This is a genomic window from Erwinia rhapontici (assembly GCF_020683125.1).
Lineage (GTDB): Bacteria > Pseudomonadota > Gammaproteobacteria > Enterobacterales > Enterobacteriaceae > Erwinia > Erwinia rhapontici.
Map to the genome: position 1 here is coordinate 1,690,393 of NZ_CP085627.1, position 21,652 is coordinate 1,712,044.

Genomic DNA, 21,652 nt, shown 5'->3' on the forward strand with positions numbered 1-21,652 from the left:
CATGATGATGGCCTCGGTATTGGCCCGTCTGGCTCCGTTTACGTTACCAGTGCTGATTGTCGATGATGGCAGTGATGCCGCCACCGCCGTTCAGCTCGATGCGCTGGTGGGGCCGGACGTGCAGCTCCACCGCCTGACGACCAATCAGGGCAAAGGCGTGGCGGTACTGGCCGGACTCACGGAGATGGCCCGTCAGGGCTTTACGCATGCGGTGCAGGTGGACGCTGACGGGCAACATCAGATCGAAGACTGCCCGCGCCTGCTGGATGCAGCGCGTGCTGCGCCGGAAGCGCTGATCTCAGGCCAGCCGCAGTATGACGACTCGGTGCCTCGGGCGCGCCTCTATGGCCGCTATATCACCCATTTCTGGGTCTGGGTGGAAACCCTGTCCTTTTCCCTGAAAGACAGCATGTGCGGATTCCGTGTGTATCCGCTGGCCCCGACGCTGGCGCTGGCACAGCGCCGTGCTATCGGTCAGCGTATGGATTTTGATACGGAAATTATGGTGCGCCTCTACTGGGCGGGCACGCCTTCGTACTTCGTTGCCACCCGCGTAACCTACCCGCAGGACGGGCTGTCACACTTTGATGCGCTGCGCGATAACCTGCGTATCTCCTGGATGCACACCCAGCTGTTCTTCGGCATGCTGCCGCGTATACCTTCATTACTCTGGCGCAGAAAAACCGCACGACACTGGTCTGCTACCCCGGAACGCAGCGGGCTGTGGGGCATACGCTTTATGCTCACCGTGTATCGGTGCTTTGGCCGCCGCGCGTTTACGTTGTTGCTCTGGCCAGTGACCGCCGTGTACTGGCTCACCGGCGGCGAACAACGGCGCGCCTCCGTGCAGTGGCTGAATGCCGTCCGTGATTACGCACAGTCGCAGCAGCTGACATTGCCCAAACCGCTGAGCAGCTTCCGCCACTTCCTGCGTTTTGGCGATGCCATGATGGACAAAATTGCCAGCTGGCGCGGCGATCTGCGCTGGGGTAAAGACATTGATTTCGCCCCCGGTGCCGGGGTGATTATCAACCACGGCCCGCCGGGCGGGCGACTGATCCTGGCCTCGCATCTGGGCGATATTGAGGCCTGCCGTGCACTGGCACAGCAGGTGAGTGGGCTGGTGATCAACGCGCTTGTGTTTACCGACCACGCGCAGCGCTTCAAACAGGTCCTGGACGAGATTGCCCCACAAGCCAGTGTTAATGTGATCCCGGTGAGTCATATCGGCCCGGAAACCGCCATCATGCTGCGGCAGAAGCTCGATGCCGGAGAATGGGTGGCGATTGTCGGTGACCGTACGGCGGTCAACCGCCAGCGCGGCGGCAGTCGTCGTGTGATATGGAGCGAGTTTCTTGGCAAACCGGCCCCCTTCCCGCAGGGGCCTTTTGTGCTGGCGGCGGCGCTACGTTGCCCGGTGATGCTGATGTTTGCCCTGCGTCAGGGCAGCACGCTGCGTCTGCACTGCGAGCCGTTCGCCGATCCGCTGGAACTGCCGCGTGCGACACGGCAGCAGGCCTTACAGCAGGCCGTCGATCGTTATGCACAGCGGCTTGAATATCATGCGCTGCTGTCGCCACTCGACTGGTTTAACTTTTTCGACTTCTGGCAACTGCCGGAAGCTCCCCCGACCGAACATGAAGAGAAGGATTACCGGTGTTAAACGATGCGCGTTTCTCTGTTGAGGTTGAGCTGACCGTTCCGTTCCACGATGTGGATGCGATGGGCGTGGTCTGGCACGGCAACTATTTCCGTTATTTCGAAATTGCCCGCGAAGCGCTGCTGGGCAAGTTTAATTATGGCTACCGCGAGATGAAGGCCTCGGGGTACGTCTGGCCCGTGGTGGATACCCGGGTAAAATATCGCGGCACCCTGACGTTTGAGCAGCGTATCCGCGTGCGTGCCACCATTGAAGAAGTGGAGAATCGCCTGCGTATCGCTTATCAGATTTTTGATGCAGAGAGCGGCCAGCGTACGACCACCGGTTACACCATTCAGGTTGCGGTGGCCGAAGGGGATACGGGCATCAGCTTTGTCTCGCCGCAGATCCTGTTTGATCGTCTGGGAGTCACGCTATGATCAAAATGCTTTTCACCTTGCTGATGCTCACCAGCCTTAGCGTGCAGGCCGTCACGCTGGACGCATTGCAACAGCGCTTTGCCAGCCAGCCGGTGGTGCGGGCTGACTTCAGCCAGCTGCGTACCATCAAAGGCATGGCGCAACCCCTGAAATCCAGTGGCCAACTGCTGATAGCCCAAGATAAAGGGCTGTGGTGGCAGCAGTCGAAGCCTTTCCCGCTGACGCTGGTGCTGGATGAAAAACGCATGGTCCAGGTGATGAATGGCCAGCCGCCTGAAATTGTCACTGCCGACAGCAATCCGCAGATGTTCCAGTTCAACCATCTGCTGCGCGCCCTGTTTCAGGCAGACCGTCAAGTCCTGGAGCAGAACTTTGCGCTGGATTTTCACGATCTCGGGCAGGACCGCTGGCGCCTGGTGCTGACGCCAACCACCTCGCCGCTGGATAAACTGTTTAACAACATCACCTTACAGGGTGCTGCGTATCTCGACAGCATTCAGTTGAATGACCGACAGGGCGATCGTACGGATATAACCCTGAGCAATCAGCGCCTGACGCCGACTCACCTGACTGATGAAGAGCAGCAGCATTTTGTTTTCTAACCGACCGCGTCAGATTGCCGTTGCCTGGCTGATCGTCTGCCTGCTGCTGTTGGCCGGGCTGGCGGCATTGCTGCCGCAGGCGCGTATTAACAGTAGCGTGCTGGCGCTGCTGCCTGCTCAGTCGATGGGGGCGATGCCAGCCGACCTGGAACAGGGCTTTATGCAGCGTCTTGACCGCCAGATGGTGTGGCTGGTCAGCGCCGGGAAGCAGGATAACCCGGCCGTGGCACAGACGTTGCTGACGAAGCTGCAACAGCTTGAAGGACTGAAGCAGGTGAAAGGGCCGCTGGACGCACAGCAACAGCAGGCCTGGGGACAATTTGCTTTTCAGCACCGAAACAGCATGATTGATGCCGCCACGCGCGCACGGCTGGAAAACGGCGGAGCCGCCCAGGCCGACTGGGTGCTGGCACAGCTCTATTCCGCGTTTGCCGGGGTGAGCGGGCAGGAACTGAATCACGATCCGTTGATGCTGGTGCGTGGCGCACAGCTAATGATGCAACAAAATGCCAGCCAGCTCGGGCTGAGCAACGGCTGGCTGACCACCCGCGATAAGCAGGGGCAGCGCTGGTACTTTATTCATGGCGAACTGGCCAGCAGCTCGTTCGATATGCAGCAAAGCCACGCCATTGTTGGCCAGCTTCAGGATATCGAGCAGCAACTGCGACAGCAGTACCCGAATGCACAACTGCTGTCACGCGGTACCGTCTGGTTCAGTGATTATGCCAGCCAGCAGGCGCGGCATGATGTCTCCACCCTTGGGGTGGCCACCATTGTTGGTGTGCTGCTGCTGGTTTTCTCGGTGTTTCGTTCACCGCGACCGCTGCTGCTTTGCGCGCTCTCCGTAGGGATTGGTGCACTGGCAGGGACGGTGATCACGCTCCTCTGCTTCGGTGAGCTGCACCTGATGACGCTGGTGATGAGCCTGAGCATTGTCGGGATTTCGGCCGATTACACCCTCTATTACCTCACGGAGCGCATGGTTCACGGGGCAGATATGACCCCGCAGGAGAGCCTGCATAAGGTGATGCGTGCGTTGCTGCTGGCGCTGGGCACCACCGCCATTGCCTGGCTGATTATGGTGGTGGCACCCTTCCCGGGGATTCGCCAGTTGGCGGTGTTCGCTGCCGTTGGCCTGACGGCATCCTGCCTGACGGTGATCTGCTGGTATCCGCTGCTGGTGAAAGGGTTGCCTGTGCGCCCGGTGCCGCTGATGGCGCTGATGGGGCGCTGGCTGGCGGCGTGGCGGCGCAACAACCGCCTGCGTATCGGTCTGCCGCTGCTGGTGGCACTACTTTCGCTGGGCGGGATCAGCCAGCTGCGCGTTGATGATGATATTTCCCAGCTCCAGGCGCTGCCCGCGCATTTGCTGGCCGTGGAGCGGCAGGTCACTGCGCTCACCGGTCAGAGTGCCGATCAGACCTGGATGGCGGTTTCCGGCGATAACCCGCAGCAGACCTTGCAACGTCTGGAGGCGCTGTCCCCGAAACTGGGCGATGCGCGCCGTCAGCAATGGCTCAACAGTTACCGTCTGTTGCCGCTCTCCTCCCTGGCGCAGCAGCAGCAGGATTTACAGAGGCTGCAGCAGGCGGCTCCGACGGTGATCGCCCGTTTGCACGAGGCCGGGGTGACGGTGAATGCCCCCGATCTCAGCGCGCAGCCGCTGACGCCGGAAGCCTGGCTTAACAGTCAGAACAGCGAAGGCTGGCGCCTGCTGTGGCTGACGCTGCCTGACGGGCGCAGTGGTGTACTGGTGCCGTTGAGCGGCGTGAGCAATCGTGCCGCACTGGCGCAACTGGCTGACAGCCTGCCGGGCGTCAGCTGGATTGACCGTAAACAGACCTTCGATACGCTGTTTGCCTTTTACCGCACCCTGCTGGGCTGGCTGCTGGCAGCCGCGCTGGTGGCGATTGCGCTGAGCAATGTGCTGCGCCTTGGCTGGCGTCAGGGGCTGCTGACGGTGATCCCTTCCGTACTGTCACTGGGCGGTGGACTGGCGGCGCTGGCGTTGTCCGGCCATTCGCTTAACCTGTTTTCGCTGCTTGCGCTGGTACTGGTGCTGGGCATTGGGATTAATTACACCCTGTTCTTCAGCAATCCGCGTGGGACGCCGATAACCTCTCTGCTGGCGGTGTTGCTGGCGATGGCGACCACGTTGCTGACGCTGGGGATGCTGGTGTTCAGCAGTACCCAGGCGATCAGCAGTTTCGGCATTGTGCTGTGCAGCGGCATCTTTACCGCGTTCTTACTGTCCCCGCTGGCACTGCCGGCGAAACGGAGAAAAAAATGAAAAGCCTTCTGGCGCTGTTCTGCGCCGCGTTGCTGCTCACGGGCTGTGCCGGAAAACCGGATGACACCCGGCCGCAGGCCTGGCTTAAACCGGGCGTACGCGTGACGTTACCGCCGCCGGCCATTGATCCGGCATTCAGTCAGCAACAGCTGCTGACCGGGAGTTTCAAGGGCAAACAGCAGTCGCTGCTGGTGTTGCTGAGTGCCGATGGTCAGCAGCTGACGCTGGCCGGGTTGTCATCACTCGGCATCCGCCTGTTTCGGGTAACGTATGATGCCAGCGGCATTCACGCCGAACAGGCGCTGGTTCTGCCGGAGATGCCGCCAGCCAGCCAGGTGCTGGCTGATATTATGCTCAGTCACTGGCCTGTTTCCGTGTGGCTTCCGCGCCTGCCGGCGGGCTGGACGCTGGCAGACCAGGGCGACCGCCGGCAGTTGCGTGATGACGGGGGCAAACTGATCACGGAGATCCGCTACCTGCAACGCGGGACACAGCGGATGCCGATCAGTGTTCAGCAGTTTGCTTTTGGCTACCATATCTTGATTCAGAATCTGGACGGATGATGATGTTTATTTCTGCGGTGGGTATGCTCAATGCGCTGGGTGCAACGTCCGATGACATCGCCGATAACCTTGTGCGCGGCGTGGCACCGGGGATGCGTGCCGACAGCGGATGGTTGATCGGCGATAAACCCTGCTGGACCGGGCGGGTGGATGCGGAATTACCCGCGGTTCCGGCCCGGCTGGCGGCGCATAACAGCCGGAATAACCAGCTGCTACTGGCGGCGCTGGCACAAATTGAAACGGAAGTGCAGTCGGCGATCGCGCATTTTGGTGCAGACCGCGTGGCGGTGGTGCTCGGCACCAGCACGTCTGGCCTGGATGAGGGCGATCGTTTTATCAGCGGTGACAGCGAGAATTATCACTATTTTCAGCAGGAGCTTGGCGATCCCTCGCGTTTTCTGGCGGACTATCTGCAACTGAGCGGCCCGGCCTACACGCTGTCGACGGCCTGTTCTTCCAGCGCGCGGGCGCTGATCAGCGGGCAGCGATTGATTGACGCCGGACTGGCGGATGTGGCGATTGTCGGCGGGGCCGATACGCTCAGTCGTATGCCACTCAACGGTTTTGACAGCCTTGAGTCGTTATCAGCGCAACGCTGCGTGCCGTTCAGCCAGCAGCGTGATGGCATCACGATTGGCGAAGGGGCGGCGCTGATGCTGCTGACCCGCGAACCGCAGCCCGTAGCGATTCTGGGTTATGGTGAGTCCTCGGACGCCTGGCATATGTCGGCACCCCATCCTGAAGGGGAAGGGGCCAAACGCGCGATTACTATGGCGCTGCAACAGGCGGGTCTGGCCCCGGAGCAGGTGGGGTATATCAACCTGCACGGTACGGCAACGCGGTTAAATGATCAGATTGAAGCGGGCGTGGTCAGTGCGCTGTTTGGCGACCAGGTACCCTGTAGCTCCACCAAGCACTTAACCGGACATACGCTCGGTGCCGCAGGCATTGTTGAGGCGGCGCTGTGCTGGCTTATCCTCACACGCCACCTGTCACTGCCGCCGCAAGATTTCAGCGCCAGCACCCCGGACAGCGGCCTGCCAGATTGCGGTCTGCTGACGGCGCCCGAGCCGCTGGAACGCCCGGTGATCATGAGTAACTCTTTTGCTTTTGGCGGCAATAATGCCTGCCTGATTTTAGGAACGCTGTGATGTCAGAGTATCAACCCGCCGCGTATTACCTGCCGCATGCCTCACCGATGGTGCTGGTAGAGCAGGTGCTGAATGTCAGTGACGAAGAGGCCCATTGCCGTGTACGGGTCAGTGCTGACAGTGTGCTGGCACCCTTTCTCAACCCGCAGGGGGCATTGCCTGCCTGGTTCGGCATTGAAATTATTGCCCAGACGATAGGTGTCTGGTCAGGCTGGCATGGCCGCCAGCAGCATCAATGCCCCCCGCGTCCCGGGATGCTACTGGGCGGGCGCGGCTACCGCTGCCAGCAGGCGATTTTCCCCGCCGACAGCGTGCTGGATATTCGCGTCAGCCTGCTGATGTGCGATGAAAAAATAGGCAGTTTCGACGGCGTTATCACCATTGATGGCGACACCTGGGCTCATGGCCGACTGAATACCTATCAGCCAGATGACCTGGAACTTCAACAACTTATGCAACAGGATATTCAGGAATGACGCGTTCTGTTTTAGTCACCGGAGCTAGCAAAGGTATCGGTCGTGCGATTGCGCTGCGCCTGGCCGCCGATGGATTTACCGTGATAGTTCATTTTCACAGCGATGAGCAGGGCGCACGGGATACGCTGCACCAGATAGAAACGGCCGGAGGCATGGGCCGCGTGCTGGGCTTTGATATTGCCGACCGCGAGATGTGCCGCACCCGTCTTGAAGCGGATATCGAGCAACATGGCGCTTATTATGGCGTGGTCAGCAATGCCGGTATTACTCGCGACGGTGCATTTCCTGCGCTGAGCGATGACGACTGGGACAAGGTGATCCACACTAACCTCGACAGTTTTTATAACGTGATCCAGCCTTGTGTGATGCCGATGATCGGACTGCGCAAAGGCGGGCGCATTATTACCCTCTCGTCGGTTTCCGGCATGATGGGTAATCGCGGACAGGTGAATTACAGTGCGGCCAAAGCGGGTATTATCGGTGCGACCAAGGCGCTGGCGATTGAGCTGGCGAAACGCAAAATCACCGTTAATTGCATTGCTCCGGGTCTGATTGATACGGGAATGATCCAGATGGAACCGGTGGCGGTGGATGAGGCGCTGAAGATGATCCCGATGAAACGCATGGGTGCCGCAGAGGAAGTGGCCGGGCTGGCCAGCTATCTGATGTCTGATATCGCGGGATATGTCACCCGTCAGGTCATTTCGATTAACGGGGGGATGCTCTGATGCGCCGTGTTGTGGTAACAGGAATGGGGGGCGTGACCGCCTTTGGTGAAAACTGGCAGGCGGTGTCTGAGCGTTTGCGCGCGGGCACCAATGCGGTCCGTAAGATGCCGGAATGGCAGATTTATGACGGCCTGAATACCCTGTTAGCGGCACCCGTAGATGATTTTACGCTACCGGAGCATTACACCCGTAAACGTATCCGTTCCATGGGGCGCGTCTCACTGATGGCGACCCGTGCTACCGAACTGGCGCTGGAGCAGGCCGGGCTGCTGGGGCACCCGGTGCTGACCAATGGCGATACCGGTATTGCTTACGGTTCCTCAACCGGCAGCACCGGCCCGGTCAGTGAATTTGCTACCATGCTGACGGAAAAGCACACCAACAACATTACCGGCACCACCTATGTGCAGATGATGCCGCACACCACAGCGGTGAATGCCGGACTGTTCTTTGGCCTGCGAGGCCGGGTGATCCCGACCTCCAGCGCCTGCACCTCCGGCAGCCAGGCCATCGGTTATGCATGGGAAGCGATCCGCCACGGCTATCAGACGGTGATGGTCGCAGGTGGGGCAGAGGAGTTATGCCCTTCAGAGGCGGCGGTGTTTGACACGCTGTTTGCCACCAGTCAGCGCAACGACCGCCCACAAAGCACGCCTTCACCGTTTGATACCCAACGTGATGGTCTGGTGATTGGCGAAGGGGCCGGGACGCTGGTGCTGGAAGATCTGGAACACGCTGAAGCACGCGGTGCGAAGATTTATGCGGAGATCGTCGGTTTCTATACCAACTGCGATGCTGCGCATATTACCCAGCCACAGCGTGAAACCATGCAAATCTGCATTGAGCGGGCATTGCGCTCGGCAGGGCTGACAGCCGACGATATTGGTTATATCAGCGCTCACGGCACCGCGACCGACCGTGGCGATGTGGCGGAAAGTCATGCCACGGCGGCGGTCTTTGGCGACCGTACGCCGGTTTCATCGCTGAAAAGTTATTTTGGCCATACGCTGGGTGCCTGTGGCGCGCTGGAAGCCTGGATGAGCATTGAGATGATGCGTGAAGGCTGGTTCGCCCCTACATTAAACCTCACTCAACCCGCTGAGGATTGTGCCGCGCTGGACTACATCATGCAGCAACCCCGTGCGATACAGACGGACTACATTCAGTCCAACAACTTTGCCTTTGGTGGCATCAACACCTCTCTGATCTTCCGTCGCTGGTCCTGACCCTGCTAAGGCGTTGCAACTGCAACGCCCTTCTTGTTATTTTTGTCTGGAAATATTAGTTAAGGTTGATAATCATTTTGTCTGACTGTTCAGTCGAGGAATCACTGCACCTGCCTGATTTCAGAAGAAAAGAGTCTATCTTATTCCTTTTTTAGCAGTGATGAATCAATTTATTACGTTAATCAGACTGGGAGTTGTGCTATTATCCTGCGCGATTATTTGAGAATGATTGACACTTTTTGGTGCTATAAACCCTCGTGGAATACTGTACTTTCGTTAGTGTTGCTTATTTTTTAGGTGAAAGGGACGTCTTTCATTTTTTACCGGCACCCCAACAGGATTGTTTGCCGGTACGCTGTGGCTGAACATGAAAAACAGTTCCAAACCTGAATCTGAAAAAGAACCTCGTGTACCGTTAGATGATGCGCAGTTTGCCATTGTGGTCCTCGCTGTCACCTCTTTTACGCTGATTATCTTTGTCCTCGGCATTACGTTGTGGATGTCCTGATCGGCTCCTGCTGATGTTTTATCTGCTGACTGCGTAGCATCAGCGCCATGGATTCATTGATGGTGCGATTGCCATTCGCATCGGGTAGACCAAATAATCCGGCAGGTAAGCGACGGTCATCATCCCATGCCGGGTAGTCGACAACGGGATAGAGTGAAATGCCCTCCAGCTGTACGCCCGCTTTCAGTGCCAAATCGCATTCCTGACTGACGAGGTTAAGCCACGTCTGAGACTGGCCTGCTTCTGCACCGGTTTCGGCGATCAGCAGGGGGCGTTGATAGCGTTGCCACACTTCCTGTAACAACACATTTAACGGCCGGTAGTCCGGGTGGTGCGGTTCCAGCGGGTCGCCGTTATGGAACCACTGATTGTCCGGGTACCAGGTCAGGCCCATAATATCCAGCAGATCTTCCGATCCCCCCAGTTCCGGTTCGCTTCGCCCTGCCAGCCAGTCCCAGACTTCATATTGCGCCTGATGCTGTTGCTGCGCCTGTAAGCGGGCGGCGGTGGAATATCCGGATGCCGCAACGTTGACCAGTGGATCGGTGAGCACAAAGCGCACCCCAGGTAGTTCTTCACGCATGGCATGCATTGCCGCTATGCTGGCGCGAGCGAGTTGTCGTTTCAGTTCGCGACCACGCCCGGTAACAAAAGGGTTAAACCAGGCGATTTCCGCACCGGCCCATGACCAGAATGAAATCTGATTCATGGGGGTAATAAACGGGCGGGTATGACCTTCTTCACGCATCAGGCGGGCGAGGGCGCGGGCAAAGGCGCTGAAACGATCAACGAATTCAGGCTGCCAGATATCCAGCCCGTCCGGCCAGCCAAAGTGGGCCAGCTCCCAGATCATTTCAATACCGTACTTTTCCGCCGCTTTTAGCTGCGGCAAAAAACTGTCCCAGTGATATTCTCCGGGTTGCGATTCAATTAAATACCAACGGGCGCCATCGCGTGCCGTCAGGATCTGATGGCTGGCTAACAGCGCATAATCTTTCTCCAGCAGCGTGTCATGTCCGCTGCTGATCATCAGGTCGGCGCGCTTGCCCGGTGTCCGGCAGGCAGTGGAGCAGGCGAAGCTCCCCTGGTAGAAGCTGGAAAACAGACCGGGCGGGTAATGTCCATCATGCATAATGTTCTCCTGAGGGAATAAAACGCAGGCGATGGGCTAAGTCTAGACTATATGTTTGCAGGCCTGAACAGACTGTGGGCCAGGCCGGAGTTAACCGGATGAATAACCGTATTACCGCACAAGGATTGCTGATGACCGACACGCTTCACCCATTGCAGGCAGTCAGCCCGGCTGACGCGACACGCCTGGCGCAGGCGATTACGCCACTGGTCGCACAGCATCCCCTGTACAGCGGGGTCTATCCACTGGCCGAAGGGCTGGATGCCTTTGCCGCGCGCTATCAGTTGATCACCCTGGCGGAAAATACGCTGGATATTCAGTATTACATCTGGCAGAACGACCTGTCGGGCAGGCTGTTGTTCAGCGCACTGCTGGCGGCAGCCCAGCGCGGCGTGAAAGTGCGTCTGCTGCTGGACGACAATAACACTCAGGGACTGGACCGGACCCTGAGCGAACTGAACCGTCACCCGCTGATCGAAGTGCGCCTGTTTAACCCGTTTACCTTCCGCACGCTGAGGGCGCTGGGTTACCTGACGGACTTTGCCCGCCTGAACCGACGGATGCACAACAAAAGTTTCACCGTTGATAATCAAGCCACCATCGTGGGGGGGCGTAACATCGGTGATGAATATTTTGGCGTGGGTGATGAACCGCTGTTTTCCGATCTGGATGTGCTGGCCGTGGGCCCGGTGGTGGATGAAGTGGCGCAGGACTTTGACCGCTACTGGCAGAGCCGGCCCGTGGCACCGCTGCACCGCGTGGTTGAAGAGGAAGAGGGCGAGACGTCGGCGGTATCATTGCCGGAGGCCTGGCGCGACAGCCCACAGGTGGCGCGCTATCTACGTCAGGTGGATGAGTCAACGTTCGTGACCCAGTTAGACAATCGCAAGCTGCCTTTTACCTGGGCGAAAACGCGTCTGTTAAGCGACGACCCGCGTAAAGGGCTGGGACGGGCCAGAACCAGCACGCTGCTGCCACAACGTCTGCTGGAGGTGATTGGTAAACCGCAGCAGCAGCTCGACATCATTTCTGCCTATTTTGTGCCAACACGTACTGGCGTGGCGCAACTGCTGGCCCTGGTGCGCAAAGGGGTAAAAATCTCTATCCTCACGAATTCGCTGGCGGCCAACGACGTGTCGATTGTGCACGCGGGCTATGCAAAATGGCGTAAAAAGCTGCTGCGTCACGGTATTCGTCTGTACGAGCTTAAGCCGAACAGCGGAACACGCGAGCCCAGCCACGATCGTGGTCTGACGGGGAACTCGGGGTCCAGCTTGCATGCAAAAACCTTCAGCGTGGATAACCAGACGGTATTTATCGGTTCGTTTAACTTTGACCCGCGCTCTGCCGTGCTGAATACCGAAATGGGGCTGGTGATTGAAAATGATGCGCTGGCAACGCGCATTCACGAGCGATTTATCAGCAGTATGCGCGACCGCGCCTGGACGCTACGTCTGGATAAATGGGGGCGGGTTAACTGGGTGGAGTATCCGGGAGAAGGGGCCAATGAAGTGGTGCATAAGCATGAACCGCGCACCCGGCTGATGCAGCGTCTGCTGGTGCGCCTGGTATGGCGTCTGCCAATCGAATGGTTACTGTAAGGGGCGACCCTATTTCCGGTCGCCCCCTGCCATTACTGGCGCTGTGGCTTCCCGGAGAACAAGAAGCGCAGCAGTGGAATGCGCAGATGAATCTCATACAGCAGGAAGGCGATGCCAAACACAAACACCAGACCGGCGAAGAATCCGAGGGTGTTGCTGTCGATCTGCTTCACAAACAGAATGCCATAGAGAATGGTTAATGGATGGTGGACCAGGTAGATAAACAGCGAGGCGTTCACCAGATACGTTACGCGTGGAGAGTGGGAGTTCAGCAGGCGATGACCGAAGGTAAACACCACGTTGACCATCCACAGGCCCATGAGCATCGAGACCACCGCATCAATCTCATACAGCCAGCCTTCCCCTTTACTCCAGGTCTGATTGGCCACATAGGCGGCAAAAGCCAGCGCCGATCCCACAAAGGTCCAGGGAACCGGACGAACAAACAGGGCCTTAATCGCCGGATATTTCCATGCCATGGCACCCAGTATAAAGAAAGGCAGGAACATCAGTGTTTGCATCACCGCCATATTAAACAGCGCATCGCTCAGGATCTGTGGTGCAAAAATAAACATCAGACGACGAAATGCACCCCAGGCCAGGCTGCAAAGCAGAATAAAACAGGTTAAACGGGTCCAGGTGAGTTCGGAATAGTCTGTTTTCTCACGTGCGCCATCGCGCAGAAAACGGAACAGCCAGAAGCCTGCCACGGTCAGAACGATCAGGACCAGCAGGAACCACAGATGGGAAATCAGATCCCAAACCAACGTATTATATTTCTCATACAGGGTCTTACTGCTCCAGTCACCGATCTTACTGGTCCACTCTTTCAGCATAAAAAACTGCGGCAGCGTAATCAGGGGGATGGCGGTCAGCATCGGGATACCAACCCGCTCCACACGCACCTTCAGCCAGTCTGATGGGGTGTAGCGCAGGAACAGCATATAGGAAAAATAGCCTGAAATAACAAAGAACACCTGCATGCGAAACGCATGGATGAAGTCATTCAACAGCGTCAGCCATTCGGAGGGCGCGACACTGTTGACCGACCAGTTTTGTGTGGAATAAATCAATGAGACATGAAAAGGCACCCCTAATAACATCAGCCAGGCGCGAATCGAATCCAAAAAGTATTCTCGTTGTGGTGTTTTTTTAGTCATATATGTCCAGTATTCAACAAGTTAATCACCCGGTTCACCCTGAACCAGTCTAAAGCTTACCGCTTACTTTAATAGAGCAAACCCGCGTATACTATCAGCCGAATCTGTTTCCGCTAAACGCTTGAGAATCGGGCTATTAGCCACTCGGAATAGTGGAACAAAAACGGGCTCAGGCTGTCGGAATGCTGAATTATCCTTTAAGATGGATCCATTGATTTAAGCACCCGAAAGGGGGGGATGTGCGGACTAAAATGAACAATAAACCAAAACTGATGAAATTGCGCTGGGTTGGCGCGGCAGTTTTGCTTTCAATGTATGCCAACACCAGTTGGGCTTTCAACATTGACGATGTGGCAAAACAGGCGAAAGAGTTAGCCGGTAAAGGCTTTGAAGCGCCGAAAAGTAATCTACCGTCACAGCTGCGTGATATGAAGTATGCCGACTATCAGCAGATCCAGTTCAATCATGAAAAAGCCTATTGGAACAAGTTGAAGACCCCTTTCAAACTTGAGTTTTACCATCAGGGTATGTACTTCGATACGCCGGTACGCCTCAATGAAGTGACGGCTAACAGCGTTCGCGAGATCAAATACTCTCCGGAATATTTCAATTTCGGCAATGTGAAGCACGATCCGGATACCGTGAAAAACCTCGGTTTTGCCGGTTTTAAAGTGCTGTACCCGCTGAACAGTAAAGATAAGAAAGACGAGATTTCCAGCTTCCTGGGGGCCAGCTACTTCCGCGTGATTGGTCAGGGCCAGGTATATGGTCTGTCTGCCCGTGGTCTGGCCATCGATACGGCATTGCCGTCCGGTGAAGAGTTCCCGCGCTTCAAACAGTTCTGGATTGAGCGTCCGAAGCCGCAGGATAAACATCTGGTGATCTATGCGCTGCTGGATTCGCCGCGTGCGACCGGCGCCTATCGTTTCCTGATCACCCCGGGTAAAGACAGCACCGTTGATGTGCAGTCAAAAGTCTACCTGCGTGACAAAGTGGGCAAACTGGGCGTGGCTCCGTTAACCAGCATGTATCTGTTCGGTGCGAACCAGCCGTCTCCTGTGGCTAACTACCGTCCGGCGCTGCATGATTCCAACGGCCTGTCGATCCATGCCGGCAACGGTGAATGGATCTGGCGTCCGCTGAATAATCCGAAACACCTGGCCGTCAGCACCTTCACCGTGGAAAACCCACGTGGTTTCGGTCTGCTGCAACGTGGCCGTGATTTCGATAAGTATCAGGATCTGGATGACCGCTACGATCTGCGCCCAAGCGGCTGGATCGAGCCTAAGGGTGACTGGGGTAAAGGCCGCGTTGAGCTGGTCGAAATCCCAACCAGCGATGAAACTAATGACAACATCGTGGCATTCTGGACCCCGGAAAGTCTGCCAGAGCCAGGCAAAGAGATGAAGTTTGCCTATCGCCTGCACTTTACACGTGACGAAAGCCAGCTGCATACGCCGGATACCGCCTATGTGAAAAGCACGCTGCGTTCTCTGGGTGATGTGAAACAGTCTAATCTGGTGCGTCAGCCAGACGGCACAGTGGCGTTTATCGTCGACTTTGTTGGCCCGGACATGAGCAAGCTGCCGGAAAACACCCCGGTCACGCCGCAGGTGAGCATCGGTAATAATGGTGAGCTGGTAGAAAACAGCGTGCGCTATAACCCGGTCACCAAAGGCTGGCGTCTGGTGCTGCGTGTTCGTGTTAAAGACAATAAACAGCCGACCGAGATGCGTGCTGCACTGGTTAACGGTGACAAAACGCTGACGGAAACCTGGAGCAATCAGTTGCCTGCCAATGAATAAGTCTACCGTAATACCCAACGAATATATCGATGCGCTGCCCCTTTCCCCGGAGCGGAAAGGGGCGCTGCGTGATGCGTTGCCAGAACAACCGTCCGATACCTTCAGCCAGTTGCACTATCAGCTGGCCGAAGACGGCCCGGTCGAAACGCGCCCCGATGATGCTCCGCAGGAATCGGTAAAAGCGCGTGTCGAGATGAGCTGGCCTGACTCTGTTGATGGCGGTCGTCAGTTTGACAAAGACGCGCTGGATCGCACCACGCTGAAAGCGATGCCGAAACACACCCGTTCTTCTATGTATCCGGAAGAGTGGCGGACCAACCCGGTGGCGCGTGCATGGGATTCCCTGCGTGGGCGTAAAAGCACACCGCGTTACGACAGCCGCGAAGAGCAGAAAAATGAAGACAAATGGCGCCATGTTGGCTCTATTCGTCGTTATATCCTGCTGTTTCTCTCCGTCTTCCAGACGGTGGTGGCCACCTGGTATATGAAAACCATTCTGCCTTACCAGGGCTGGGCGCTGATCGATCCTATGGAGATGATCAACCAGAACTGGCAGCAGTCGGTGTTGCAGATCCTGCCTTATGTGTTGCAGACCGGGATCCTGTTCCTGTTTGCCATCCTGTTCCTCTGGGTATCTGCGGGGTTCTGGACGGCACTGATGGGGTTCCTGCAACTGATGATCGGCAAGGACAAATACAGTATTTCGTATCTGACCAACGGCGACGAACCGATTAACCCGGAACACCGCACCGCGCTGATCATGCCCATCTGTAATGAAGATGTCGGGCGCGTGTTTGCTGGTCTGCGTGCTACCTGGGAATCCGTGGTGCGTACCGGTGAGCAGGCGAACTACGATGTGTATATCCTCAGCGACAGTTACAACCCGGATATCGCCATGGCTGAACAGAAGGCCTGGATGGAGCTGGTACGTGATGTCGGTGGGGAAGGGCGTATTTTCTATCGCCGCCGTCGCCGTCGCGTGAAACGCAAATCCGGTAATATCGATGACTTCTGCCGCCGTTGGGGCAGCCAGTACAGCTACATGGTCGTACTGGATGCCGACAGCGTGATGAGCGGTGACTGTCTGAACGGTCTGGTGCGCATGATGGAAGCGAACCCGAAAGCGGGCATCATCCAGTCATCACCAAAAGCATCGGGTATGGATACACTGTATGCGCGTTGTCAGCAGTTTGCGACCCGCGTTTACGGTCCGCTGTTTACCGCCGGTCTGCACTTCTGGCAGTTGGGTGAGTCGCACTACTGGGGCCATAACGCGATTATCCGCGTGAAGCCGTTTATCGAACACTGTGCGCTGGCGCCATTGCCGGGCGAGGGCTCGTTTGCCGGTTCCATCCTGTCCCATGACTTCGTGGAAGCGGCCCTGATGCGCCGTGCAGGCTGGGGGGTGTGGATCGCTTACGATCTGCCGGGTTCTTATGAAGAACTGCCGCCAAACCTGCTGGATGAACTGAAGCGTGACCGTCGCTGGTGCCACGGTAACCTGATGAACTTCCGTCTGTTCCTGGTGAAAGGGATGCACCCGGTTCACCGTGCTGTGTTCCTGACGGGCGTGATGTCTTATCTGTCAGCACCGCTGTGGTTTATGTTCCTGGCGCTCTCCACCGCTCTTCAGGTGGTGCATACGCTGATGGAGCCGCAGTACTTCCTGCAACCGCGCCAGCTGTTCCCGGTGTGGCCGCAGTGGCGTCCGGAACTGGCGATAGCGCTGTTCTCCACCACGCTGGTGCTGCTGTTCCTGCCGAAGTTGCTGAGTATTGTGCTGGTGTGGTTCAAGGGCGCGAAACCTTATGGCGGTGCGCTGCGCGTACTGGCTTCCCTGTTCCTGGAAATGCTGTTCTCCGTGCTGCTGGCACCGGTGCGCATGCTGTTCCATACGGTGTTTGTGGTCAGTGCCTTCCTCGGTTGGGAAGTGGTGTGGAACTCACCGCAGCGTGACGATGATGCTACGCCATGGAGTGAAGCCTTTAAGCGCCACGGTTCGCAGATGCTGCTTGGCCTGGTCTGGGCGGGCGGTATGGGCTGGCTGGATCTTAACTTCCTCTGGTGGCTGTCGCCGATTGTCTTCTCGCTGATCCTGTCTCCGTTTGTTTCGGTATGGTCCAGCCGTCGTACGCTCGGTCAGGCATCGAAGCGCGGTAAACTGTTCCTGATACCGGAAGAGTTCAGCCCGCCGCAGGAGCTGGTGGATACAGATCGTTACGTCGAGCTGAACCGCGAACGTGAGCTGGATAATGGCTTTATGCACGCCATGTTCCATCCCTCGTTTAACGCGCTGGCCAGCGCCATGGCGACCTCGCGTCACCTGAAGAGCGATATCCTCGACTTCGCCCGTGACCGTCGTATTGAGCAGGCGCTCAGTGAATCGCCAGCGAAGCTGGACCGCGATCAGCGCCTGGCGTTGTTAAGCGACCCGGTCACGCTGTCACGCATGCATTACCGCCTGTGGCAGCACGCCGATAAGTATCACGACTGGTTAGATCATTACCATACGTTGAAACTGAATCCACTGGCGCTGAATAACGCGAAGTAACATTAACGTTTATCGGGTGAGCTGATTTCGGTGAATCCTTAACCCTTAACGAACAATAAAAAAAGGCCACAACGCGTAACGTTGTGGCCTTTTTTATCGTTCATAATTGATATTTCTATCTGCCTATATCGAGGTTAACATTCAATTTCATCGCTCATGCCATAGGTACAGGCATAGGGATCGGTCCATTTGTTATCTTTCAGGAAAAACGTAGTCACGTCTTTATTGTCAAAAATAACCGTTCCCAGCCCACTGGACTGTATAGTCCAGCTCCCGGAGGCACCATCTTTGAATTTCACCGTGCCAAATGATACACAGGGTGAGTAGTATTCATGAAGGAGTGTGCCACGTTCTTTTGACTCCTCTGCCAGCTTAAAAAAACGGGTTAACTGTTTTTTTGTGGGTTTATAGACTTTACAGGCTACTGCTTCGGTTTCATCTGTTCGCCCTTCGGCCCGCACCCTCAGGCTTTTAATCGTGATATCGCTGACGACTCTCGCTTTTGCTTGATATGAAAAAAAACCAAAGAAAAAAATGATAAAAAACAAACTCTTAAAGTTTACCATTTTGCAGTGCTTGCCTCTGTTACGTTTTTTCTGCCGATTTCCGGGTGGCGATATATTTCATTCATCGACACATTTAACGTGCTGGTTAATTCTTTTATTAACCATTTAAGCGCGTCATTTTGTTGTTCGCTAACCTGCTCGTAAATATCTTTTGTTTCACCCGTTTTAGGGTTTTTAACCTCTATTGCTTTACCCACAATCTCTATGCCAATACTGTCAGTATTATTAGGGAATCGATCCGGGTAACTCTTTTTTTTCTCTAAATTTGATATTTTAGTATTGTTTTTCCAATTTCTTTCCAATTCAGTGACTTTTTTCAAATCCACCGGTTCACATTTTTTTGTGATAAAACATCGGGACTGAATTTTTCCCACATGCCAGGTAACTTGATAAAGCGAAGCTGTCTGATAAATGGTGCCATCTCGGTCAATCAGAAAATGAGCGCCGTTGGCCCCTTTAGTCTGATAGTGTTAAAGGTACTATTGGCCGTCGTACTGTCCGTCTGGTGCACCACAATGCCATTGATGGCATCCATCTGTCCGCGTTCAATATTCTTGATGATTTTAAGGATGATGCGCTCCGCATCCGTATAACCGCCATTATCTATATAGAGCATAACTTCCCCCTTCCTTAGGTTGATAAAATTCATGCAGTTTCATCACTAAGCCAACAATTTCCTATTTAAAGCTGAATCCGTTAGTGGGTTGATTAAGTATTTTAATACTTATACCCAGAGGAAGGTACGGCCAAAAGAGTGAGGCGAATATAGTAAAAGAATGATTTTCAATCAGGACAGCAACCTGTTGCGATGGCATTTTTTACGTTTTTTTTGCATTGAGTGCTATGGTGCTGTGATGTACAGACGGTAAGATAGTGCGTTTTTTATTCGGGAATAATGTGGTGAGCATGTTTTTACGCGGTGTGATGTTGGTAGTCAGTGTGCTGGTACTGAGCGGGTGTGGCAGTATTATCAGCAGAACCGTGCCCGGACAGGGGCACGGCAATCAGTATTATCCCGGCGTACAGTGGGATGTGCGTGATACGGCGTGGCGCGTGATCACCATTATCGACCTGCCGCTGTCGCTGGTGGTGGATACCTTGTTGTTACCGGTGGATGCGCACCACGGCCCCTACGAGTAATCCCTTTTACCGTACCTCAGGCACGGTTATCGGCATCCGTATTATTGTCTTCCCACTCTTCTGCTGCCGCTTCGGCCTCTTCGCTGTCGGCAGGCGGTTCAAGCTGGAATTCCCCTTCATCCCATTCATGCAGGGTATTTTCAGGCAACCATTCGCTTCGCAATTCGACCTCGTCGAAATCACCGTCAAAAATGGCCTGCGCGGCTTCACCGCTGTACAGCGACACAAGCTCGCCTTCATCTCCATCCTCGGTGAGAAACTCCGCCTGCCACATAATGTCCCCATCCTGCATCACAAACTTTTGCAGATTGAACTGATTCACCGCGGCGTCATCTTCGTCGACCTCCGGATTGGCAGCAAGGTACTCTTCACGAGCCGTATCAATGGCTTCTTCCAGCGTGGCATAAAGTGTCATGGTCATCTCCCTGGTTTTATTGGTAAAGAGTAATTGTTGTCGCTGTGCGTCAGGATGCAAGGCGGTAAAGAAGAAATTTTGTGTACCGTGCGTGAGGCCGATTGACAAGAATTTCTGTCGCCAGGAATTCTCTGACTCGCCAGCATCGCGTGCTGTCGCGGTTTTTCGCACGTTTTTAATGGGGTTCTGTTTCTGAAATATGATGTATTAGCGCCGGGCAAATGATCTGCCCCGACTCTGGCGGTGTGCCAGGTTGTTCACCCCCTTTTCAGGATCAGTGATATGGATAAATCAGCCTTAACGTGCAGAGCGTGGCGCAAAACCGTTCTCACCCGTTTCTCCTGCAGTCTTCTCTTTCTTGCCGCGCCTGTGTTCGCGAATGATGCCCCTTTTGACCCGGATTCCCCGTGGCTGCTCGGTGACTGGGCGGGCTACCGCAAACATCTGGCGGATGAAGGCGTGGATTTCCAGGTGGACTATACCACGCAGTCGGCAGCCAACCTGGCCGGCGGCTACCGTACCAGCACCACGATGCGCTATGCCGATCAGTGGACGTTCGGCAGTAAGCTCGATCTGGATAAACTGATGAACTGGCAGGGCGGTCAGTTTCAGGTGACGCTGACCAACCGCAACGGGCAAAATCTTACGCCCTATATTAACGATCCGCGAACCGGTGGCCTGTCTAACGTACAGGGCATTTCGGCACGCGGGGACTATCTGCGCCTGACGCAGTTCTGGCTCAATCAGTCACTGTTTGATCACTGGCTGGAAGTGAAGCTGGGCCGCGTCACCACCAACGAAGATTTCGATACGGCCAGCGTCGGAATGTTCCAGAACTGGGCGATGGGCGGCGGCCAGCCGGGTCACTGGCGTAACGACCGCTGGTTTAACGCCCCGGTATCGCAGTGGGGAGGGCGGTTCAAACTCAATCTGCCCGAAGACGTTTATTTCCAGGTCGGGGTCTATAACCAGAACCGTGCCAACGACACGAAAGCGAACGGATTTCGTTTTGATATGGGCCACGGCGAAGGAAACCTGATCCCGGTTGAACTGGGCTGGAAGCCGCAGCTGGGGCAGGACAAACTTCAGGGTAATTATCGGCTGGGGATGTTCTACAGTTCCACCGAGGGCGGGGATTTTCACTCGTTCAAGAATGGAGAGTATCAACATAACCGACGTGCTTACGGCGGCTATCTGCTGGCCGAGCAGCAGTTGTTCGCGATGGACGGTGATAACAAGCGTGGTCTGAGCGTGAGTTTCCAGTATGTGATGAACGACCATCGTACAGCGAAGATGGACAATTATCAGTCGCTGGCACTGGCGTGGAAAGGGCCCTTTGATGCCCGTCCCGCCGATGAGATCGGCATCGGTATGGCGCGTATCCATGTTAACAGCGACTACGCTAAGATGCGTGAGGGGCAGAATGCCGCAAATGGCCTGAGCGATTATCACAATCCTGCTTATCTGCCGCTGCAACAGGGCGCGGAATGGAACTATGAACTGTATTACAACGCGAAGGCTACCCGCTGGCTGAATATACGTCCCAACCTGCAAGTTGTGACTAAACCGGGCGGGGTGCGTCAGGTTCAGGATGCGTTAATTGGTGGCCTGGCCGCCGATATCAGTTTCTGATTAGCCGGGGGTGGCGTTTGTTTCAAT

The 21,652-nt window shown here is 55.9% G+C and carries 21 protein-coding genes; 15 read left to right on the forward strand and 6 right to left on the reverse strand.

Annotation, left to right across the window (positions count from 1 at the left end; translation table 11 throughout):
* The first annotated feature begins 7 nt into the window (after nucleotides 1-7).
* The 10 genes from LJN55_RS08045 to LJN55_RS08090 all read left to right on the forward strand — a co-directional run bounded on the left by LJN55_RS08045 (nucleotide 8) and on the right by LJN55_RS08090 (nucleotide 9,623).
* Complete coding sequence (locus tag LJN55_RS08045) at nucleotides 8-1,663, forward strand: glycosyltransferase family 2 protein (RefSeq protein ID WP_407647800.1); 1,656 nt, start codon at nucleotides 8-10, stop codon at nucleotides 1,661-1,663.
* On the forward strand, nucleotides 1,657-2,079 hold the full coding sequence (locus tag LJN55_RS08050) for an acyl-CoA thioesterase (RefSeq protein ID WP_133840944.1): 423 nt from the start codon (nucleotides 1,657-1,659) through the stop codon (nucleotides 2,077-2,079). The genes LJN55_RS08045 and LJN55_RS08050 overlap by 7 nt, the downstream gene beginning before the upstream one ends.
* Complete coding sequence (locus tag LJN55_RS08055) at nucleotides 2,076-2,681, forward strand: outer membrane lipoprotein carrier protein LolA (RefSeq protein ID WP_133840943.1); 606 nt, start codon at nucleotides 2,076-2,078, stop codon at nucleotides 2,679-2,681. The genes LJN55_RS08050 and LJN55_RS08055 overlap by 4 nt, the downstream gene beginning before the upstream one ends.
* A complete protein-coding gene (locus LJN55_RS08060; RefSeq protein WP_227535986.1) occupies nucleotides 2,653-4,971 on the forward strand; it encodes an MMPL family transporter in 2,319 nt (772 codons plus the stop codon). The genes LJN55_RS08055 and LJN55_RS08060 overlap by 29 nt, the downstream gene beginning before the upstream one ends.
* A complete protein-coding gene (locus tag LJN55_RS08065) occupies nucleotides 4,968-5,534 on the forward strand; it encodes a DUF3261 domain-containing protein (RefSeq protein WP_227535987.1) in 567 nt (188 codons plus the stop codon). The genes LJN55_RS08060 and LJN55_RS08065 overlap by 4 nt, the downstream gene beginning before the upstream one ends.
* Nucleotides 5,534-6,685 carry a beta-ketoacyl-[acyl-carrier-protein] synthase family protein gene (locus LJN55_RS08070; RefSeq protein WP_227536361.1) on the forward strand — a complete coding sequence of 384 codons (1,152 nt, stop codon included), beginning with the start codon at nucleotides 5,534-5,536 and terminating at the stop codon, nucleotides 6,683-6,685. Before LJN55_RS08065 ends, LJN55_RS08070 begins: the two co-directional genes overlap by 1 nt.
* On the forward strand, nucleotides 6,685-7,161 hold the full coding sequence (locus LJN55_RS08075) for an ApeP family dehydratase (protein WP_159337099.1): 477 nt from the start codon (nucleotides 6,685-6,687) through the stop codon (nucleotides 7,159-7,161). The genes LJN55_RS08070 and LJN55_RS08075 overlap by 1 nt, the downstream gene beginning before the upstream one ends.
* The gene (locus tag LJN55_RS08080) at nucleotides 7,158-7,889 is read left to right on the forward strand and encodes a 3-ketoacyl-ACP reductase FabG2 (protein ID WP_227535988.1); all 732 of its coding nucleotides are present in this window, start codon (nucleotides 7,158-7,160) and stop codon (nucleotides 7,887-7,889) included. The genes LJN55_RS08075 and LJN55_RS08080 overlap by 4 nt, the downstream gene beginning before the upstream one ends.
* Nucleotides 7,889-9,115 (forward strand): beta-ketoacyl-ACP synthase, encoded by a 1,227-nt coding sequence (locus LJN55_RS08085; RefSeq protein WP_133840938.1) that lies wholly within the window; start codon nucleotides 7,889-7,891, stop codon nucleotides 9,113-9,115. The genes LJN55_RS08080 and LJN55_RS08085 overlap by 1 nt, the downstream gene beginning before the upstream one ends.
* A gap of 367 nt (nucleotides 9,116-9,482) precedes the next feature.
* Nucleotides 9,483-9,623, forward strand: a complete 141-nt coding sequence (locus LJN55_RS08090) for a hypothetical protein (RefSeq protein WP_162900974.1) — start codon at nucleotides 9,483-9,485, stop codon at nucleotides 9,621-9,623.
* Here the strand turns inward: LJN55_RS08090 and LJN55_RS08095 are convergent.
* A complete protein-coding gene (locus LJN55_RS08095) occupies nucleotides 9,604-10,755 on the reverse strand; it encodes a beta-glucosidase (protein WP_159337097.1) in 1,152 nt (383 codons plus the stop codon). The two genes, LJN55_RS08090 and LJN55_RS08095, sit on opposite strands and share 20 nt — an antisense overlap.
* A 131-nt stretch (nucleotides 10,756-10,886) precedes the next feature.
* Here LJN55_RS08095 and LJN55_RS08100 point away from each other — a divergent pair, with 131 nt between their 5' ends.
* Nucleotides 10,887-12,356, forward strand: a complete 1,470-nt coding sequence (locus tag LJN55_RS08100) for a phospholipase D family protein (protein WP_133842082.1) — start codon at nucleotides 10,887-10,889, stop codon at nucleotides 12,354-12,356.
* A gap of 32 nt (nucleotides 12,357-12,388) precedes the next feature.
* Here the strand turns inward: LJN55_RS08100 and mdoC are convergent, their stop codons facing one another.
* The gene (gene mdoC, locus LJN55_RS08105) at nucleotides 12,389-13,516 is read right to left on the reverse strand and encodes a glucans biosynthesis protein MdoC (protein ID WP_133840936.1); all 1,128 of its coding nucleotides are present in this window, start codon (nucleotides 13,514-13,516) and stop codon (nucleotides 12,389-12,391) included.
* Nucleotides 13,517-13,785: 269 nt separating this feature from the next.
* On the opposite strand from mdoC, the gene LJN55_RS08110 reads away from it, so the two are divergent.
* The gene (locus LJN55_RS08110) at nucleotides 13,786-15,321 is read left to right on the forward strand and encodes a glucan biosynthesis protein G (protein ID WP_171149442.1); all 1,536 of its coding nucleotides are present in this window, start codon (nucleotides 13,786-13,788) and stop codon (nucleotides 15,319-15,321) included.
* Entirely contained in the window at nucleotides 15,314-17,872 is a 2,559-nt protein-coding gene (gene mdoH, locus LJN55_RS08115; RefSeq protein ID WP_133840934.1) for a glucans biosynthesis glucosyltransferase MdoH, read from the forward strand. The genes LJN55_RS08110 and mdoH overlap by 8 nt, the downstream gene beginning before the upstream one ends.
* A 134-nt stretch (nucleotides 17,873-18,006) precedes the next feature.
* Here mdoH and LJN55_RS08120 read toward each other — a convergent pair whose 3' ends face one another.
* Genes LJN55_RS08120 through LJN55_RS08130 form a run of 3 tightly spaced genes read right to left on the reverse strand, consistent with a single transcriptional unit; the run spans nucleotide 18,007 to nucleotide 19,054 of the window.
* A complete protein-coding gene (locus LJN55_RS08120) occupies nucleotides 18,007-18,438 on the reverse strand; it encodes a hypothetical protein (protein WP_227535989.1) in 432 nt (143 codons plus the stop codon).
* A complete protein-coding gene (locus LJN55_RS08125; RefSeq protein ID WP_227536362.1) occupies nucleotides 18,432-18,872 on the reverse strand; it encodes an N-acetylmuramoyl-L-alanine amidase in 441 nt (146 codons plus the stop codon). Before LJN55_RS08125 ends, LJN55_RS08120 begins: the two co-directional genes overlap by 7 nt.
* Nucleotides 18,869-19,054, reverse strand: a complete 186-nt coding sequence (locus LJN55_RS08130; protein WP_227535990.1) for a hypothetical protein — start codon at nucleotides 19,052-19,054, stop codon at nucleotides 18,869-18,871. The genes LJN55_RS08125 and LJN55_RS08130 overlap by 4 nt, the downstream gene beginning before the upstream one ends.
* Before the next feature lie 290 nt (nucleotides 19,055-19,344).
* Here LJN55_RS08130 and LJN55_RS08135 point away from each other — a divergent pair, with 290 nt between their 5' ends.
* Entirely contained in the window at nucleotides 19,345-19,578 is a 234-nt protein-coding gene (locus tag LJN55_RS08135; protein WP_374760123.1) for a YceK/YidQ family lipoprotein, read from the forward strand.
* 16 nt (nucleotides 19,579-19,594) lie between these two features.
* On the opposite strand, the gene LJN55_RS08140 is transcribed toward LJN55_RS08135, so the two are convergent.
* Entirely contained in the window at nucleotides 19,595-19,993 is a 399-nt protein-coding gene (locus LJN55_RS08140; RefSeq protein ID WP_167864368.1) for a MysB family protein, read from the reverse strand.
* Nucleotides 19,994-20,275: 282 nt separating this feature from the next.
* On the opposite strand from LJN55_RS08140, the gene LJN55_RS08145 reads away from it, so the two are divergent.
* Entirely contained in the window at nucleotides 20,276-21,625 is a 1,350-nt protein-coding gene (locus LJN55_RS08145; RefSeq protein WP_227535991.1) for a carbohydrate porin, read from the forward strand.
* The last annotated feature ends 27 nt before the right edge of the window (nucleotides 21,626-21,652 follow it).